This is a genomic window from Streptomyces sp. TRM70350 (genome assembly GCF_019219825.1).
Lineage (GTDB): Bacteria > Actinomycetota > Actinomycetes > Streptomycetales > Streptomycetaceae > Streptomyces.
In genome coordinates, this window is sequence record NZ_JAHUXH010000016.1 from 122,458 (window position 1) to 140,093 (window position 17,636).

The 17,636-nt window shown below is 72.1% G+C and carries 16 protein-coding genes, 1 other RNA gene and 1 pseudogene; 9 read left to right on the forward strand and 9 right to left on the reverse strand.

Features of this window, described 5'->3' with window-relative positions; all coding sequences use genetic code 11:
* Positions 1-49 precede the first annotated feature (49 nt).
* On the reverse strand, positions 50-619 hold the full coding sequence (locus KWI83_RS23435; protein WP_218516351.1) for a TetR/AcrR family transcriptional regulator: 570 nt from the start codon (positions 617-619) through the stop codon (positions 50-52).
* A gap of 509 nt (positions 620-1,128) precedes the next feature.
* Here KWI83_RS23435 and KWI83_RS23440 point away from each other — a divergent pair.
* The 3 genes from KWI83_RS23440 to KWI83_RS23450 are packed head-to-tail and all read left to right on the forward strand — an operon-like array spanning position 1,129 to position 4,037.
* Entirely contained in the window at positions 1,129-1,986 is an 858-nt protein-coding gene (locus KWI83_RS23440; RefSeq protein ID WP_218516352.1) for a MaoC/PaaZ C-terminal domain-containing protein, read from the forward strand.
* A 27-nt stretch (positions 1,987-2,013) separates the two neighbouring features.
* Positions 2,014-3,090, forward strand: a complete 1,077-nt coding sequence (locus KWI83_RS23445) for a Zn-dependent alcohol dehydrogenase (RefSeq protein ID WP_218516353.1) — start codon at positions 2,014-2,016, stop codon at positions 3,088-3,090.
* Between the two features lie 14 nt (positions 3,091-3,104).
* On the forward strand, positions 3,105-4,037 hold the full coding sequence (locus KWI83_RS23450) for a 3-oxoacyl-ACP reductase (protein WP_218516354.1): 933 nt from the start codon (positions 3,105-3,107) through the stop codon (positions 4,035-4,037).
* Between the two features lie 69 nt (positions 4,038-4,106).
* On the opposite strand, the gene KWI83_RS23455 is transcribed toward KWI83_RS23450, so the two are convergent.
* Both KWI83_RS23455 and KWI83_RS23460 read right to left on the reverse strand, forming a co-directional pair.
* The gene (locus tag KWI83_RS23455) at positions 4,107-4,262 is read right to left on the reverse strand and encodes a hypothetical protein (RefSeq protein WP_218516355.1); all 156 of its coding nucleotides are present in this window, start codon (positions 4,260-4,262) and stop codon (positions 4,107-4,109) included.
* Positions 4,263-4,369: 107 nt separating this feature from the next.
* Positions 4,370-5,599 carry a hypothetical protein gene (locus tag KWI83_RS23460; RefSeq protein WP_218516356.1) on the reverse strand — a complete coding sequence of 410 codons (1,230 nt, stop codon included), beginning with the start codon at positions 5,597-5,599 and terminating at the stop codon, positions 4,370-4,372.
* Positions 5,600-5,866: 267 nt separating this feature from the next.
* Here KWI83_RS23460 and KWI83_RS23465 point away from each other — a divergent pair, with 267 nt between their 5' ends.
* Genes KWI83_RS23465 through KWI83_RS23475 form a run of 3 tightly spaced genes read left to right on the forward strand, consistent with a single transcriptional unit; the run spans position 5,867 to position 8,682 of the window.
* Positions 5,867-6,724 carry a Nif3-like dinuclear metal center hexameric protein gene (locus tag KWI83_RS23465; protein ID WP_218516357.1) on the forward strand — a complete coding sequence of 286 codons (858 nt, stop codon included), beginning with the start codon at positions 5,867-5,869 and terminating at the stop codon, positions 6,722-6,724.
* Positions 6,721-7,464 carry a zinc ribbon domain-containing protein gene (locus tag KWI83_RS23470; RefSeq protein WP_218516391.1) on the forward strand — a complete coding sequence of 248 codons (744 nt, stop codon included), beginning with the start codon at positions 6,721-6,723 and terminating at the stop codon, positions 7,462-7,464. Before KWI83_RS23465 ends, KWI83_RS23470 begins: the two co-directional genes overlap by 4 nt.
* A gap of 12 nt (positions 7,465-7,476) precedes the next feature.
* Positions 7,477-8,682 carry a bifunctional RNase H/acid phosphatase gene (locus KWI83_RS23475; RefSeq protein ID WP_218516358.1) on the forward strand — a complete coding sequence of 402 codons (1,206 nt, stop codon included), beginning with the start codon at positions 7,477-7,479 and terminating at the stop codon, positions 8,680-8,682.
* Here KWI83_RS23475 and eda read toward each other — a convergent pair.
* The 5 genes from eda to KWI83_RS23500 form a co-directional block, all read right to left on the reverse strand.
* The gene (gene eda, locus KWI83_RS23480; RefSeq protein ID WP_218516359.1) at positions 8,657-9,292 is read right to left on the reverse strand and encodes a bifunctional 4-hydroxy-2-oxoglutarate aldolase/2-dehydro-3-deoxy-phosphogluconate aldolase; all 636 of its coding nucleotides are present in this window, start codon (positions 9,290-9,292) and stop codon (positions 8,657-8,659) included. The two genes, KWI83_RS23475 and eda, sit on opposite strands and share 26 nt — an antisense overlap.
* Before the next feature lie 86 nt (positions 9,293-9,378).
* Positions 9,379-10,161, reverse strand: coding sequence for a peroxide stress protein YaaA (gene yaaA, locus KWI83_RS23485; RefSeq protein ID WP_218516360.1), 783 nt, complete (start codon positions 10,159-10,161; stop codon positions 9,379-9,381).
* A gap of 71 nt (positions 10,162-10,232) precedes the next feature.
* Complete coding sequence (locus tag KWI83_RS39790; RefSeq protein WP_218516361.1) at positions 10,233-13,238, reverse strand: CHAT domain-containing protein; 3,006 nt, start codon at positions 13,236-13,238, stop codon at positions 10,233-10,235.
* A 122-nt stretch (positions 13,239-13,360) separates the two neighbouring features.
* Positions 13,361-13,963 carry a hypothetical protein gene (locus tag KWI83_RS23495; protein WP_218516362.1) on the reverse strand — a complete coding sequence of 201 codons (603 nt, stop codon included), beginning with the start codon at positions 13,961-13,963 and terminating at the stop codon, positions 13,361-13,363.
* A complete protein-coding gene (locus KWI83_RS23500; RefSeq protein ID WP_218516363.1) occupies positions 13,960-14,709 on the reverse strand; it encodes a MerR family transcriptional regulator in 750 nt (249 codons plus the stop codon). The genes KWI83_RS23495 and KWI83_RS23500 overlap by 4 nt, the downstream gene beginning before the upstream one ends.
* Positions 14,710-14,876: 167 nt before the next feature.
* Here KWI83_RS23500 and KWI83_RS23505 point away from each other — a divergent pair, with 167 nt between their 5' ends.
* Together KWI83_RS23505 and rnpB are read left to right on the forward strand one after the other, a co-directional pair.
* The gene (locus KWI83_RS23505) at positions 14,877-15,455 is read left to right on the forward strand and encodes a Uma2 family endonuclease (RefSeq protein ID WP_218516364.1); all 579 of its coding nucleotides are present in this window, start codon (positions 14,877-14,879) and stop codon (positions 15,453-15,455) included.
* Between the two features lie 41 nt (positions 15,456-15,496).
* Positions 15,497-15,901, forward strand: an RNA gene (gene rnpB / locus KWI83_RS23510) — RNase P RNA component class A.
* Between the two features lie 508 nt (positions 15,902-16,409).
* Here rnpB and KWI83_RS23515 read toward each other — a convergent pair.
* Entirely contained in the window at positions 16,410-16,973 is a 564-nt protein-coding gene (locus KWI83_RS23515; RefSeq protein ID WP_218516365.1) for a transposase, read from the reverse strand.
* Positions 16,974-17,243: 270 nt separating this feature from the next.
* Between KWI83_RS23515 and KWI83_RS23520 the strand changes: the two are divergent.
* Positions 17,244-17,625: pseudogene (locus KWI83_RS23520) on the forward strand (alpha/beta hydrolase family protein); the annotation flags it as partial.
* Between the last annotated feature and the right edge of the window lie 11 nt (positions 17,626-17,636).

Consider the following 17,636-nt stretch of genomic DNA (forward strand, 5'->3'; position numbering starts at 1 on the left):
GGGTGTATGGCCTCTGCCTGTTGTTTCGGGGTGTGTGTCCGCGGGCGGGTCAGGCCGTGGGCCAGTTGCGCAGGAGGGCGTCGAGGGCGTCGAGGATCCGGGACCAGGAGTCCTGTGCGTCGGGGGCGCTGTGGCTGAAGCCGCCGGCCAGCTCCAGGCTGACGTAACCGTGGAAGACGCTGCCCAGCATGCGGACCGCGTGGGTCTGGTCGGGTTCGGTGAGGTCGTAGCCGCGCAGGATGGCCCGGGTCATCGCGGCGTGCCGGACCCCCGCGCCGGCGGCGGCCGTCTCGGGGTCGAGTCTGAGCTGGGCGGCGGCGTAGCGGCCGGGGTGCTCGCGGGCGTAGTCGCGGTAGACGTCGGCGAAGGCGGTCAGCGCGTCCTTGCCGGCCCGTCCGGCCAGGGCGTCGGCGGCGCGGTCGGCCATCTCCTCCAGGGCGAGCAGGGCGATCTTGGTCCTGAGGTCCTGGGAGTTCCTCACGTGGGAGTAGAGGCTCGCGACCTTGACGTCGAAGCGGCGGGCGAGCGCGGAGACGGTGACCTGGTCGAACCCGACCTCGTCGGCGAGTTCGGCGCCGGCCTGGGTGAGGCGTTCGGTGGTCAGTCCCGCGCGTGCCATGAGCTTCCTTCCGTTTGCCGAATATGATTGTGCCTACTAAAGCTTTTAGGCAAACGCCTAGGTCATACGGCGGGAGGGAGGGCGTGCCGACACCGATGCTCACGGCGGCGGCGCCGGAGGGGGCGGCGCGGGCGGGGGCCATCGCGACCTGGGCGGCGGCGCGGTGGCGGGGCCGCGGGTGGGCTGGTCGGCGGGCTGCTGGTGGACGGGATGCCGTGGCGGCGGGTGCTGCTGATCAACGTGCCGGTCGGGGCGTCCTCCTGCTCGGCGTGGCGCCGTGGCTGCCGGGGAGTCGCGTCGGTGTGCCGCTCGCGCGGACGGTGCGAGGGGCCCAGCTGACGTACCGTCAGGAGTCTTCCCAAGTGCGACGGGCTCGGCTATACAGAGTTCGCCGTACTGGAACGCGTTCTAGAACGGGCGGGTTTCACGGCCTCGTGACGACCTCGGTGCGGCCGACGGTGCGGACGGTCGCACCGAGGTTCCCAGCCCCGCGAGCATTCAGGAGCCGCATGCCCATCGACGCAGCCAAGGCGCTCGCCGCCGAACCCCGGACCGGCGAGATCTCCTGGGCCCCCAAGGACGTCCTGCTCTACCACCTCGGCATCGGCGCCGGCCGCCCGGCCACCGACCCCGACGAGCTGCGCTACACCCTGGAGTCCCGCCTGCACGTCCTGCCCAGCTTCGCCACCGTCGCCGGCGCGGGCTCGCCCGGCGTGATCAGCGGACTGTCCATGCCGGGGGTCGAGGTCGACCTCGCCCGCGTCCTGCACGGCGGCCAGGCACTCCACGTGCACCGGCCGATCCCGGCGACGGGCACCGCGACCGCCACCTCACGCATCGCCGCCGTGTACGACAAGGGCAAGGCCGCCGTCCTCGTCCTGCGCACCGAGGTCGCCGACGCCGAGGGCCCGTTGTGGACCAACGACGCGCAGATCTTCGTACGGGGAGAAGGCGGCTGGGGCGGCGAGCGCGGGCCGTCCGCGCGCCTCGGAGAACCGGCCGGGCCGCCCGACCGGACGGTGGAGCGGGCCGTCCGGGAGGACCAGGCCCTGCTCTACCGCCTCTCCGGGGACTGGAACCCGCTGCACGCCGACCCCGAGTTCGCCAAGGTCGCCGGGTTCGAGCGGCCCATCCTGCACGGGCTGTGCACCTACGGCATGGCCCTGAAGGCGGTCGTGGACACGCTGCTCGGCGGGGATGTCGCCCGGGTGCGCTCCTACGCCACGCGGTTCGCGGGGGTGGTGTACCCGGGCGAGACCCTGCGCATCCGCATGTGGCCGCAGGAGCGGGCGGCGCGGGTCGCCGTGAGCGCGGTCGACCGGGACGACGCGCCGGTCCTCGCCGACACGGTCGTTCAGCACACGTAAGGACGGACTCTTGAGGGGAGCCGCACCATGCGCGCAGCCGTACTGCACGAGATCGGCCAGGAGAAACTGGAGATCCTCGACGACGTCGAGGCGACGGGTTTCGGCCCCGGCAAGGTGAGGATCCGGGTGCGCGCCACGGGGCTGTGCCACTCGGACCTGTCCGCGATGAGCGGGGTGCTGCCGCAGCCGGCGCCCTTCGTGCCGGGGCACGAGGGGGCGGGCGAGATCGTCGAGGTCGGGGAAGGCGTCACCGGCCTGAACCCGGGCGACCGGGTCGTCATCTGCTGGCTGCCCGCCTGCGGCGCCTGCCCCGCCTGCACACGCGGCCAGACCCAGCTGTGCCTGGCCGGTTTCATGAACGCGGGCACCCCCAACTACCGGCGCACCGCCGGAGACCTCTTCGGCTTCGCCGGCACCGGCACCTTCGCCGAGGAGGTCGTCGTCGACGCCCGCTGCGCGGTGCCCGTCCCGGACGACGTGCCCTTCGACATCGCCGCCCTCATCGGCTGCGGGGTCACCACCGGGCTCGGCGCCGCGCTCAACACCGCCGACGTGGAGGCCGGTGCCTCGGTCGCCGTCATCGGCTGCGGGGGCGTCGGCATCTCCGCGATCCAGGGCGCGCGGCTGAAGGGCGCCGCCGAGATCGTCGCCGTCGACCCGGTCGCCGGACGCCGGGAGGCGGCGCTGAGGTTCGGGGCCACCAGGGCCGTGTCGCCGGACGAACTGGCCGACGCCAAGCAGCAGATCACCGGCGGCGAGGGCTTCGACTACGTCTTCGAGGTCGTCGGCAGGTCGGCCACGGCCCGCACGGCCTACGAGACCACCCGGCGCGGCGGCACCCTGGTCGTCGTCGGCGCGGGCGCCATGGACGACTTCCTCCAGCTCAACATGTTCGAGCTGTTCTTCGACGAGAAGCGGATCCTGCCGTCGATGTACGGCGGCGGCGACGTGCTGCGTTCGTACGAGCGGACGATCGCGCTGTGGCGCGCGGGCCGGATCGACCTCGCGGGCCTGATCACCCACCGGGTGCCGCTCGCCGGGATCAACGAGGCCCTCGACCAGATGCGCACCGGCACCGCGCTGCGCACCTGCATCGAGATCTGAGCCGAAGGGGCCGTATGTCACTGCCACTTGAGGGGCTGTCCGCGATCGTCACCGGCGCCGGGCGCGGTCTCGGCCGGGCCGAGGCACTTCAGCTGGCCCGGCTCGGCGCGGCCGTCGTCGTCAACGACTACGGGCAGCCCGGCCGGGACGGCACGGGCGAGGCCTCGGCCGGCCCCGCCGAGGAGACGGTCGCCGAGATCCGCGCGGCGGGCGGCACGGCCGTCGCCCACACCGGCGACGTGGCCGACTTCCAACAGGCGGGTGCACTGGTCGAGTTGGCCGTCAGCAAGTTCGGCAAGCTGGACATCCTGGTCAACAACGCGGGCATCCTGCGCGACCGCATGGTCTTCTCCATGACGGAGGACGAGTGGGACTCGGTGATACGGGTCCACCTCAAGGGCCACTTCAACACCACCCGCTTCGCCGCCGCGCACTGGCGGGAGCGGAGCAAGGCGGCGGGAGGGCCGGTGTACGGGCGGATCGTGAACACCTCCTCGGAGGCGTTCCTCGCGGGCTCCGCCGGGCAGCCCAACTACGCGGCGGCCAAGGGCGGCATCGTCGGCCTGACCACGTCCACCGCCCACGCCCTCGCCAAGTACGGCGTCACGGCCAACGCCATCTGCCCGCGCGCCCGGACCCGGATGACGGAGGACGTGTTCACCGACGTACCCGCCACCGGCCTCGACCCCCTCGCCCCCGAGCATGTCGCCCCGCTCGTCGGCTGTCTGGCCGCACCGGCCGCCGGGCGGATCAACGGGCAGTTGTTCGTCGTGCACGGCGGCATGGTGGCGGTCGTGGAACGGCCGCGGGTGGGCGCGAAGTTCGACAGCAAGCAGGACACGTTCACCCACGACGAGCTGGACACGCTGCTCACCGCGCACTTCGCCGGGCGAGGGCCGGGGGAGACGTTCGCGGCGGTGGAGGTGCTGGGGCTGCGGCGCGCGTAGCCGTCAAGCCGCGAGGCCCCGCTCACCCATCGGTGAACGGGGCCTCCTGTCCAGCCGACTGACGTACCGTCAGGCCGCCGACTCGGTCTGCTGCTCGACCGGCTTGCGGTGCCGGCCGCGAGGAGCCGACTCGGTGTCCTGTGTCGAGACCGGACCCCGGTGCCGGCCGTGACCGGCGGTGTCCTGGACGTCGGGCAGCGGCTGGGACGTGATGGCGTCGCTCATCGGAAGAAATTCACCCCGTCAAGATGATCTGTTGCTCACAGCCGGGCGAGTTTAACCAGGACACCTCGGGCCGAATCCAGGCGCACCCGCCAACCGCCACTACTTCGTTACCTACTTGCCATACGACCGCCCAACGGCGCCTGCTGCAACGGCACCGGACGCGGTGCGGCAGGCGCCGGAGGACCCGGTTCCGACAGCTCCGCGGCTGCCCGAGCCGTCGAAGCCGCGCCGTCCGGAACCGGATCCCCCGGGCTCGTGTCCCCCCTGCCCCCCGCCTGTGTGCCCCCGGCGCTCGCGCACGGCTCCTCCCGGGGCACCGCCCACTCCGCCACCCCGCACGGCACCCGCTCCGTGGCGTACGGCAGCCGCAGCACACCGTCCCTCGTCCAGAGCCCGGCGCCCGCCAACCACCCCTGCGGCGCCGGAAAATGCCGTACCTGACGCTCGCTCGGCCGCCACACGCCCACCCAACTGCCGACCGGGCCGTCGATGCGCAGCGCCACCCCGCAGCTCTCCGGCGTCAGCACCTGCCCCGGCTGGATCGCGAACGGCGTCACCGCGCAGTCCCCGGCCGCCCGCAGACACTCCGGGAACCGCACCGGCAGCGTGCTGCCCAGCACCCCCCAGCCCAGCCGGCCCTCGGCACCGGGGCAGGGCGCGTCGGAGCGGATCAGGAGCAGTCCGCTGTCGGGGTCGGCGAGCAGCAGCCGGTCGTCGCTGTCGGCGGCGATCTGCAGCAGCGGCGACACCTCGCCGCCGCGCCCGAGGTCCACCACGACCGTCTTGGTGCGGCCGCCGGACTCCCGGTCCAGGGCCAGCATCCGCCCCGCCCGGTCCAGCCACACCCCGCCCGAGCAGTGCCCGGGGATCTGCGCGACGTGCTCCGGCCCGAAGGCGCCGCCCGCCACCAGCCACACCGTGCTGGAGTGCCGGTCGACGGCGAGGGCGTAGGACTTGTCGCCGCCCGGCGCGGGCGGCAGCAGCCGCAGCCGGGTGCCGGGGTCGGCACACTCGACCGCGCCGAGCGGCAGTTCGCCGGTGCCGGGGCCGGTCGGGTAGAGCAGCGAGAAGGCGTGGCGCCCGGCGGCGAGGCGGTGGATGAGCACCCGGCCGTCGCCCATCGGCTGCACCTCGGTGCCGGGTTCCTCCGGCTGGTTGCCGGGCAGCGGCACGGCGTAGGGCTCGGGACCGTCCAGCGTCCAGCGCTCCGGGAACCAGGAGTCGCCGCTGCGGGCGAGGCGTGCGGCGTACGCGCCGTCCACCGTGATCACGCAGCCCGGCGGCGGGGAGGGCGCGTCCTCGTTCCCCGCCGCGGGCTCGACAACACAGGCAGTCATCGTTCGGTCACCTCCAGCGACGAAGCTAGTTTTCGTACGCACAGGCGGGGAACCGGCCGACGGCTGCTTCACACGTAAGGGTGGCGGTCCGGCGGTTCCAGTGAGGAAACAGGGGTGGGTGTGCTGGGAGGGGCATCGGCCGACAGCTGCGAAACTTCTCGCGAAGATCGCCGCAACCATCGATTGAGGAACCACGGCGGCGAGCAACCACGTCCGCGAGAGCGGCGCCGGTTCAGGCGCAGAGAGGGGCCAGGTAGCCTTTCTTCCGTGCCCCGTCTGTCTGAAGTCATCGCCGCGCTGGAGAACCTGTGGCCCGCCGAGCGGGCCGAGTCCTGGGACGCGGTCGGCACGGTCGTGGGCGACCCCGGCCAGGACGTCACCCGGGTGCTGTTCGCCGTCGACCCGGTGCAGGACATCGTCGACGAGGCGGTGAAGCTGGGCGCCGACCTGCTGGTCACCCACCACCCGCTCTACCTGCGCGGTACGACGACGGTGGCGGCGACCCACTTCAAGGGCCGAGTCGTCCACACCCTGATCAAGAACGACATCGCGCTGCACGTCGCCCACACCAACGCCGACACCGCCGACCCCGGCGTCAGCGACGCGCTCGCCGGGGCGCTGGACCTGCGGGTCGTACGGCCCCTGGTGCCCGACGTGAGCGACCCCGACGGGCGCCGCGGCCTCGGCCGTATCTGCGAGCTGGACCATCCGCTGACCGTCCGCGAGCTCGCCGCCCTCGCCGCCGAGCGGCTGCCCGCCACCGCGCAGGGCATCCGGGTGGCCGGCGACCCCGAGGCCCCGGTCCGCACGGTCGCCGTGAGCGGCGGCTCCGGCGACAGCCTCTTCGACGCCGTACGGGCGGCCGGGGTCGACGCCTTCCTCACCGCGGACCTGCGCCACCACCCGGCCTCAGAGGCGCGCGCCGCCCACAGTCCCCTCGCGCTGCTCGACGCGGCGCACTGGGCCACCGAATGGCCCTGGTGCGAGCTGGCCGCCGCCCAGCTCGACGAGATCTCCGACCGTCACGGCTGGGACCTGCGCGTCCATGTCTCGAAGACGGTCACCGACCCCTGGACCGCCCACGCGGCGTCCAACCCGACACGAACTCCTGGAGCCCCCAACTGAACGCCGCGCCCGCCGACCAGATCCGACTCCTCGACGTCCAGGCCCTCGACGTCCGCCTCCAGCAACTGGCGCACCGGCGGAGGTCGCTGCCCGAGCACGCCGAGATCGAGTCGCTGACCAAGGACCTCACGCAGCTGCGCGACCTGCTGGTGGCCGCGCAGACCGAGGAGAGCGACTGCGCCCGCGAGCAGACGAAGGCGGAGCAGGACGTCGACCAGGTGCGCCAGCGCGCCGCCCGCGACCAGCAGCGCCTCGACTCCGGGGCCGTCACCTCCCCGAAGGACCTGGAGAACCTCCAGCGGGAGATCGCCTCCCTCGCCAAGCGGCAGGGCGACCTGGAGGACATCGTGCTGGAGGTCATGGAGCGCCGGGAGTCCGCGCAGCAGCGGGTCGCCGAGCTGACCGAGCGGGTCGGCTCCGTCCAGGGGAAGATCGACGACGCCACCGCGCGCCGGGACGCCGCGTTCGAGGAGATCGACGGTGAGGCGGCGTCGGTGACGAAGGAGCGCGAGGTCGTCGCGGGCTCGGTCCCGGCGGATCTGCTGAAGCTCTACGAGAAGCTGCGCGAGCAGCAGGGCGGCATCGGCGCGGCCAAGCTCTACCAGCGGACCTGCCAGGGCTGCCGCCAGGAGCTGGCCATCACCGAGCTGAGCGAGATCCGCGCGGCGGCGCCGGACACGGTGGTGCGGTGCGAGAACTGCCGCCGCATCCTGGTGCGCACCGCCGAGTCGGGCCTGTAGGGGGCCGCTGCGGTGCGGGAGTTCATCGTCGAGGCCGACGGCGGTTCCCGGGGCAACCCCGGGCCCGCGGGCTACGGGGCCGTGGTGATCGACGCGGCGACCGGCGAGACGCTGGCGCAGACGGCGGAGTACCTGGGCGTCGCCACGAACAACGTCGCCGAGTACCGGGGACTCCTGGCCGGCCTGCGCGCGGCCCACGCCCTCGATCCCGCCGCGACCGTGCGCGTCCGGATGGACTCCAAGCTGGTCGTGGAACAGATGTCCGGCCGCTGGAAGATCAAGCACCCCGACATGAAGCCGCTGGCCATGGAGGCGGGGCGGGTGTTCCCGGTGGGCCGGGTGACGTACGAGTGGATCCCACGCGAGGAGAACCGACGGGCGGACGGCCTGGCCAACGAGGCGATGGACGCGGGGGCGCGGGGGGAGACGTGGACGCCGTCCCCGGCGGCCCGCGCGGCGCCGGCGGGGCGGTCGCCGGTGGGTACATCTTCCTCTCCGGAACCCTCTGCTTCCGCCCCTGTCGCTTCCCCCGCCGACGTGAACGCCGCCCGCAACGTCGCCACCCCCCGCGTCGGATGGGGCGCCCCGGACCTCGGCGCGCCCGCGACCTTCGTGCTGCTCAGGCACGGCGAAACACCCCTCACGCCGGAGAAGCGTTTCTCGGGCAGCGGCGGCAGCGACCCCTCCCTCTCCGACGTCGGCCGGGAGCAGGCCGAGCGGGTGGCCGTGGCGCTGGCGAGGCGCGGGACGATTCAGGCCGTCGTCGCCTCACCGCTCGCCCGGGCCCGCGAGACCGCCGGTGTCGTCGCCGCGCGCCTCGGGCTGGAGGTCGGCATCGACGACGGGCTGCGCGAGACGGACTTCGGCGCCTGGGAGGGCCTCACCTTCGCCGAGGTGCACGAACGCCACCCCGACGACCTCAGCGCCTGGCTGACCTCGCCGGACGCCGAACCCACCGGCGGCGGCGAGAGCTTCGCGGCGACCGCCACCCGGATCGCCGCCACCCGCGACAAGCTGATCGCGGCGCACACCGGCCGCACGGTCCTGCTCGTCACGCACGTCACCCCGATCAAGACCCTGGTACGCCTCGCCCTGGGTGCCCCGCCCGAGTCCCTGTTCCGCATGGAACTCGCGGCGGCCTCCCTGTCGGTCGTGGCGTACTACGCCGACGGCAACCCCAGCGTCCGCCTCCTCAACGACACCTCTCACCTGCGCTGAGCGCGGCCGCCTCCCGGGCCAGCCCCTCGATCCGCCCCCAGTCCCGCGCCGCCACCGCGTCCGCCGGGACCATCCAACTGCCGCCCACACACCCGACGTTGGGCAACGCCAGATACTCGGGAGCCGACGCGAGCCCGATCCCGCCCGTCGGGCAGAACCGCGCCTGCGGCAACGGCCCGGCGAGCGACTTGAGATACGCCGTACCCCCGGCGGCGGCCGCCGGAAAGAACTTCATCTCCCGCACCCCGCGCTCCAGCAACGCCACCACCTCGGACGTCGTCGACACGCCCGGCAGACACGGCACCCCGGACCGCCGCATCGCCTCCAGCAGTACGTCCGTCCAGCCCGGGCTCACCAGAAAACGCGCCCCCGCCGCCACGGCATCCTCGACCTGCCCCGGCGTGATCACCGTCCCGGCCCCGACCACCGCGTCCGGCACCGCCCCACTGATCGCCCGGACCGCGTCGAGCGCGCCCGGCGTCCGCAACGTCACCTCGATCGCGGGCAGCCCCCCGGCGACCAGCGCCCGCGCGAGCGGTACGGCGTCGGCGGCGTCCGGGACGACGACCACGGGGACGACGGGAGCGAGATCGAGCACGGAGTCGGTCATGCGCCTGATCGTGCCCGGGCAGTGCAGCACCCGCAAAGGGTGTTGCATATGCTGCAATGCACGCCCGTTCGGTCTCGGTCTCGGCCTCAGTGGATCTCGTCCACCAGCACATCCAGCGACCAGGCCCGCCCCGCCCCCGCGGGCGCCTCGGCCTCCACCACGTACCCGAGTTCCCGCAGCACCTGTACCAGCTCCGCGGGTCCCTTCGGCGCCGCTCCCGCCGTGAGCAGGCTGCGCACGATCCGCCCCTTCGTCGCCTTGTTGAAGTGGCTGACCACCTTCCGCGTCGGCGCGTGCAGCACCCGTACCGTCGCCGTCCGCCCCGCGACCTCGCCCTTCGGCCTCCACGCCGCCGCGTACGCCGACGACCGCAGGTCCAGCACCAGCCCGCCCCCGGCGGCCTCGGGCAACGCGGCGGCCATCGCCGTACGCCAGTGCGCGCCCAGCGCACCAAGACCCGGCAGCCGCACACCCATCGAGCAGCGGTACGACGGGATCCGGTCCGTCACCCGGACCGCACCCCACAACCCCGAGAACACCAGCAAGGAGCGCGCGGCACGCCGCTTGGCGGCCGCGTCCAGCGAGGCCAGGCCCAGGGCGTCGTACAGCACCCCCGTGTAGATCTCCCCGGCGGGCCGTGCCCCGGCGGTGCGCAGCCCGGCGTTCTTGGCGACCTCGCCGCGCAGTCCCTCGCTCAGCCCCAGCACCTCGCGTGCCTTGTCCTCGTCGCCGGCGCACAGCTCGACCAGTTCGCCGAGGACGGCTTCCCGGGCGGCGTTCAGCTCCGGCAGCGCGAGCGACTCCAGCTTCAGCGGTGCGCCCCGGCCGGAGGACGCCTTGCCCTCCGAGGGCGGCAGCAGGACCAGCACGGATTCTCCTTCGGTAGACCTCCGCGACAGGGTACGGCGTGCCGCTTCCCCGCCGTTTCCCACCGGACCCGTCATGGACCTGCGTGGACGTACGGCGCCCAGTTCGCGACGGCATGCGGACGCCGGGCCCGCACCGTGTGCAGCGCGGCGTGCAGTGCGGCCGCCGGGTCGCGGGTGCTCCGGCGGGACAGATTCTCGTACACGAGGTCGGCGATCTCCGGTGCGAGGGTGTCGTCGATCGACCACAGGGTGCCGATGACGTCCCGGAATCCGGCGAGCTGGAGGGAGGCGGCGAAGCTGATCGCCTCGTCGGCCAGGACGACGCCGCCGCGCGCGGTCTCGCAGGCGGACAGGAACGCGAACTCCGCGTGCGGCAGCCGGAGCCGCACGATGTCCCGCAGCGTCAGCGGACCGTCGTGCAGGATGACCGCACCGCGCGACGGCCGGCCGAGATCCTGGGCGCCGTGACAGGCGAAGTGGGCCCAGGAGCAGCCGGCCAGCGCCTTCAGCACCGTCTGCGTGGTGGCGGCGGCGCCGGTGACGAGCTCGGCGTCCGGGTGCCGCTGGTGCAGCGCTCGGGCTTCGTGTTCCGCGGCGGGCAGGTCGGAGCAGCCGGGCGTGGTGGGCAGGGACACGATGAGGCCACGGGTGTGCGGCCCGGCCGAGGGGCGGGGGCGTTCGCGCGTGTGGAGCAGGGCCCGCAGCGTGGGGGTGTAGGAGGAGACGACCCGGTCCAGCACCGTGTCACTGCCACCGTGAACACGGTGCCGCCCCGCGGCGTGCAGCGGCAGCAGGGTGAACAGCCCGGTCGGACACCACCACAGGCGGGGCCAGGTGCCGCCGGGGCCGACCGGTCGGGTGTGGCCCAGCTCTCTCAGCACCGGCTCGGCGACGTCGTCCCACAGCCGGGCGAGGGTCGTCATGACGGCCGCATGGGCTTTCACCGGTCGCCCTTGGGCCATGGCGACTTGTAGAGAGTGCACGAATGCGACGAGCTGCTCGGCCAGTCTTTCGTGGGGGATGCGGTCGAGGTCCACCACCCGCACTCCTGCCGTGGTGAGCAGCAGGGCGGAGCAGCCGTACTCGCTCGCGTTGAGGAGCACGACCGGGCCGCGCGCGGCGGCGGCGCGCAGCGCGGCGAAGGACGGTGGGCGCAGGAAGCCGGAGAGCTTGGGCAGCGCACGGATGTCGGCGAGGAGCGCGTCACGCTGCCGGGCCAGGTGAGCTCGTCGCTCGTTCGCACGCCGCCGCTCCCGCACCTCGACCGGGTCGCCACTGGACGGGGCGTGCGCCAGCCGGTCCAGCTCGCCGAGCACCTGCCCGAGCTGCTCGGCGAGCTCTGGAGCCCGGGACTGGAGCTCGTGGTGGTCGGCGCGGGTCTCCAGGGCCTGCGCGAGCAGGATGCCCCGGCCCTGTTCGAGGAGTTCCACCGCACGCTCCGGCTGTCCGGCTCGTACGGCGCAGGCTGCCGCGTCCGTGACCAGGTTGGGGAAGGCGGCGAGCAGGCGTTCCTGGTCGTCGCGCTCCAGACCGCGCCAGGCGGTCAGCTCCAGCTGGTCGAGGGCGAGGGCGAAGGACTCGGTGGCGTCGGCGAAGTCCTGGGCGCCTGCCGCGAGGTGTCCGGCGACGGCGGCCGCACGGGCGCGGTCCCGGGCGGGCGCGGTCTCGACGGAGGCGGCTTCGCGCATCGCATGAAGGGCCTGTGCACGGTCTGCCGGGTCCTTCCCGGTCCGGAACCGTTTCCACAGCACGAACCCCAGGGTGATCAAGGTGCCCGTGCGGTCCGGGTGGTCCTCGGGAAGCAACGCCATGGCCTCCCCGAGGGCCTCGACGGCCTCGGTGAGGGCCTCGGGTGCGGAGAAGTGATCGGCGTATGCCTGCAGCGACCGGGCGAACCCTGCCAACCGGTTCGGCCGGAGGTAGTAGACGGTCGCCCCGGCCCCGACCGAGGACCGGCCGGCCTCGACCGCCTCGGTGAGGTCCTTCGCGTCACCCTTGCGCCCGAACCGCGCGCGCAGGACACCGGCCAGCAGATGCAGGCAGTCCGGACGGTCGGGATGGCCGTCGGGGGTGAGGGACAGGGCGTCCCGTAACAGATCGACGGCCCGATCGTCGCCCTCGGCGGCGTCGGGGTGGTTGATGACAGCGCTCGCCAGGTTGATCAACCGGCTCGGCAGGTCGGGATGGCCGCGCGGAGTGATCCGGACCGCCTCGTAGCACGCTTCCAGCGCCTCGTTGCGGGCCTCGTCCAGGCCGATGTGCCGGTACTGGCTGTTCAGCGCCGAGCTGAGGTTGGTGAGGTAGGCGGCGCGGTGGGGGTTGTCGTCGGGAGCCCTGTACGCCGCCTGACGCAGTGCGTTGATCGCCAGGTCGAGCGTGCCGAGATCCCCGGTGCGCTGATACATCCGGATCGCCACGTGCCCGAAGCCGGAACAGCATTTCAGGAAGTGCGGGTCGTCCGCCGCGGTCACTTCGGCCGCTCTGACGGTGACCACATAGGCCCTGTCCAGGTCGGCGGCGTTCCCCGTGTACTCGTATCTGCGCGTGAGGACGTTTCCGAGGGTGGTGAGCGCTTCCGCCCGGGTCACGTCCTGCCGGGGGTTCGCGCGCGCGGCGAACAGGCTCAACGCGACGGCGTCGTCGAGGAGTTGTGGATCGCTGGTCGCCTCCGCCTCCTTGAGCCGGTTGACGGCCTCCGCCGCGTACGCCGCCAGGTCACTCGAGGACAGCGTGTCGACCCGGTCCCCCTGCTCCGCCAGGATCTGCGGCAGCCCCTCGGGGAGGCAGTGCGAAGCCACCTGGCACACCTGCCGATAGAGGAACACGGCCCGAGTCGCGTCCTCCCTCGAACCATCGTGCTCGTAGCGGTGCCAGTAGAAGGGCGCCAGCAGCATGGCGAAGTTGATCCTCCGAGCCATCTCCACCGCATCCAGGCAGGGCGCCAGCCAGTCCACGGCGTAGTACAGGCGGTCGGTCAACTGCTGTGCGCCGGGCTCCTTCAGCAGCGCGGGGTCCCCGCTGGAGCCGTAGGCGTCAAGCAGCTCCTCCATGGCGAAACCGAGATCCTCGACGGTCATGACGCCCCCCTGAGCGGCCGAATGGACTGCCGCCGACATCATGGCCCGCGCATACGAAGAATGGGACGATTTTGTGAAGAGTCGGGTGGCCGTGACTGGGTGCTCGCCGTTCCGTGTCCGGCTCAGGCAGGCAGATCCGGAAGCGGCGATGGTGCGCTTCGCGCCCGCGTGACGGCCTGTACGAGGGCGTCGGCCTCGTCGGCGTACACGCGCACCAGGCTCACGTCCCGCCGCCGCCCCAGGAGGGTGACGTGCGTGACGGGCTCGGCGAGCTCCAGCGTGACCGTCGTCTGCCCGCCGACCTCGACGTCCAGGACGCCGTCGGCCTTCTCGTGGCTCATGCGCAGCTCACGCCGGACGGCCGCGATCCGCTCCAGCGGGATCCGCAGATCGAGGTGGGCGGCCTTGCGGATCCGCAGCGCTCCCGGCTCCAGCACGTGCGGCCGTACGACGGACGCGGCATGCAGGCCGATCACGAAGAACACGGTGTACACGTCGAGGAACAGCACCACGTGGTGCACGGTCGGCCACCGGTACAGCAGCACGGACATCACGACGGTCTCGACCACGCACACGAACGTGAACCCGAACAGGATCGCGCTCTGCCCGCGCGCGTACCCGAACGCGCGCCCCTGCCGCGTGCCCCGGGTCCGCCGGGCCACCCACAGCACCAGGCACGCGGAGAGCCGCAGCTCGTGCAGTACGAGCCGGTACGCCGTCCTCATCGCCGCCCCTGCGAGGCGAGCCGCAGGGCCTGGCGGATCGCCTCCGCCTGGGCCGGGGCCAGGTCGGCGTAGAAGGCACGCAGGAAGCCGTGGTCGTCGTCGAAGGGTTCCGCCGGGATCAGCTCGCGGGGCATCAGCCCGGAGAGGGCGCGGGCGGCCTCGCCGACGCGCGGGTCGTCCGGTCCGGCGTCGGCGAGCGCGTCGAGCAGGGCGTACGCCTCATGGGCCCGCGCGGCTGCGTCGGGGCCGCTCAGGGCCCCGCCGACGGCGGCCAGCAGCCGCTCCCGCTCCTCGGGGCTCGCCGCGGTCTCCAGCAGCGCGAAGATCTCGCGGTCCTTGGCGGCCATGGGGGAGCCGGAGGCGGGCGCCAGCCCCGCGAACAACTCGGCCAGCTCGGGCGAGACCGGCCCCTCGGCGGGCAGCTCCGCCGCCTCCAGCAGCGCCCGCAACCGCGCCCGGCGCTCCTGGATCGCCGCCTCCTGCCGTGCCAGGTCCGCGTCCAGCTCCTCCAGCACCTCGGCCAGCTCCCGCCCCGCGTCGTTCGCGAGCACGTCCCGCACCTCGGCCAGCCCCAGCCCCAACTCCGTCAGCCGCCGAATCCGCGCCAGCACGACGGCGTGCCGCAGGGTGTAGTCCCGATACCCGTTCGCCAGCCGCTCCGGCTCGGGCAGCAGGCCCAGGTGGTGGTAGTGCCGCACGGTCCGCGTGGTGACGCCGACGGCAGCGGCGAGTTCTCCGATCCGCATGCCTTCAGTAGAGACGTTGACGTTGCGGCAGGGTCAAGCGAGCCGTGCGCTGATGCGCTGACTGCGCGCGTGCTCGTGTGCCACGATCGAGGGAACGGTTCCCGATCTCTTGGACAGGTGATCAGCCGATGTCCCACTCTGGCGAGCGGCCGAAGGAGGGGCGCGACATGACTGCCATGGCCCATGAGCCGCTCACGCAGGAAGAGGTCCTGCTGGAGGGCTTTCTCGCCCTGGACACCCCGGAGGGCTTCCGAGCCGAGCTGATCGAGGGGGAGATCGTTGTGACGCCGCCGCCGGACGGGGATCACGAGGACTGCATCGCGCTGGTCGTTGAGCAGGTGTACGGGCGGTCCCGGACCAGGATGCAGTTCTCCGGGAACAAGGGACTGATTCTGCGGAGCGGGGGGGATTGCCCAAAGGATCGCGTGATCCCTGATGGCACGTTCACTCCCAGGGAGCTACGGCTCTACCGGGGCGCCGACTCCTGGATGCCCTGCGACGGCGTCGCCATGGTGCTGGAGGTGACGTCCACCAAGCCCCAGGCCGACCGCGAGGCCAAACGCCGCTGCTACGCCCGCGCCGGCATCCCGCTCTACCTGCTCGTGGACCGCGAAGCCTCCTCGATCACGTTGTTCAGCGATCCGGAGAAGGACGACTACCGCGAGCACTGCACGCGTCCTTTCGGAAAGCCGATCGCCCTGCCGGAGCCGTTCGGCTTCGAACTGGAGACGGGGGACTTCCTCTGAGGTCATCGATGTCGCACCTGTAGCATGGTCGACACGGCAGACGAGCCGGGCGGACGGCCGCGTGGAGGTTCTTGTGGATCTCCCCGAGGAACGTCCGGGCTCCACAGGGCAGGGTGGTGGCTAACGGCCACCCGGGGCGACCCGCGGGACAGTGCCACAGAAAGCAAACCGCCGGGGGTCTTGGCCCTCGGTAAGGGTGAAACGGTGGTGTAAGAGACCACCAGTGCCCAGGGTGACCTGGGCAGCTAGGTAAACCCCACCCGGAGCAAGGTCAAGAGGAGCCGCTGTAGAAGGCGGCTCTGCGCGGACGCTTGAGGGCTGCCCGCCCGAGTCCGCGGGTAGACCGCACGAGGCCGACGGCAACGTCGGTCCTAGATGGATGGCCGTCACTCCACGGGCCGCGAGACCCTGGAGCACAGAACCCGGCGTACAGCCCGACTCGTCTGCCGCTCTTTATTTCCGCAGGTCAGAGGACATGTTTACTCGCTGAACAAACTGCTCGGGTCGAATCCGGGTCGAATTCGGGCCTTAAGTATTGTCGTCCCCGTCTACTATCCGTGCCGCATATCCGGGCATTCCGGGTGTCAAATGTGATCCAGTGCCGTTCTGGAGGAGACATCTCGGATTCGATGCACTCGGAAGTACATGCACGAGGTGTCCCCTTGTCGACCTGCTCTAGCTGAACTTGAGCACCGATGGTGCGTCCTCCAGCGAGCCGTGCCCGGGCCGGGGTAGGTGACACTGCTCGCTGGCATGTCGAGACAGCTGCCAATGGCGCCCTCTCGGTGTCGCGGGACGCGCCGGACTGAACCCCCGTGTGGCGGTGAAGGCTGCCGTGAATGGGCATGGGCGCTTGTGCGCGGCACAGGCTTGGTACGGCGGTGGTGGTCAGGCTCTCCTTATGCGACCGCCGAGACCTGCCCGTCTCGACGGCGGCCGAACGCTGGTTCTGGATCACTTTTGGTGCCGGAGCCACGGAGGGTCACCCCAACCGCGATCATGAACGGCCTCATGTGTCGAGGAGGACGCGTTTGCGGAGCAGGTCAAAGTTGGCGCGGCCTGCCGCTTCAGCATCTTGATCTTGTTGTTGTGGCCCTCGACCGCGCCAGAACTGTAGGGCAGGCTGAGCCTGGTGACGACGGTGTCGAGGTCCTGGCCGAGGCCGGTGACGAAGGCGTGCAGCACAGGCAGGTCTTCGGTCTGGACGCGCTCGATCCACACGTGGGTTTGTGTAGCTTCGCGCCGGTCGGTTTCGTCGTTTCTGCGGCTGCTCGACATCCGTGCCCGGCGCACGCGTAGTGGTTGTCTACGCGTGCGGCTCGATGTCCGCTTCGGCGACTTGATCATCGCCCAAAACCCGGTGACCATCGCCTGTGCGCCGACCCGTACGGCCGAGAGCACTCGCCCCGTCACCGCCGACCTGGCCGTGAGATCATCCGGACGCTGACCATCAGGTACGAGCGGCTCCTGGAGCAGGACGCCGCCTTCCACCGTCAGGTTGAGGACATCGCCGGTCATATGCGTATCTGATCTGGTCGGCGGTGAACCCGGCCGTTTTGAGGTTCTGCATGGTGAAGCAGCGGCAATACGACGGGCGGTCAGCGCCCCCGCGGATGGCGCCTCTCATGCGGACCGGGCACCTTGGAGGAGGCGGCGCGGTCGCTGGACCACGGCCCGGCGGACGGCCTGCTCGCCAGGGCGCCCGGCGGCCGACTGGGCGGACCGGGGACGGTCACGCAACGCTCCTGGGTCCGGCCGCGTACGACGCCACGTCGAGGATGGCACCGAACGGGACTCTTCCGCACCGGAGTCGCCGTCTGGGGCATGTCGGACTTGCGGACCTTCTTCGCCGGTACGGAGCCATGGCTCGCGGAGTCCGCGGCGCACAAGTACGGTCACCCGGAGCGCGAGCTCCTGCGAGCCCCTGTCACCGATGAGCCGTATAGAAGCGCTTCGTGTTCCGCTGCTCGTCGCCCACGGCGAACACGACACCAACGTGCCCGCCGGGGGAGTCCCAGCAGTCCGTACGGGCGGCGCGGGAACGGGGCATCCGGCCGAGCTGCTGACCTGCGCGACGAAGGTCAGGACTTCCTGCGCCCGGACAACCGGTGCCCTGTTCCGCCGGGCCGCTGTGGACTGGATGGAACGGCACCTCCAGGTGTGTCCTTGACCGGTGGCGGG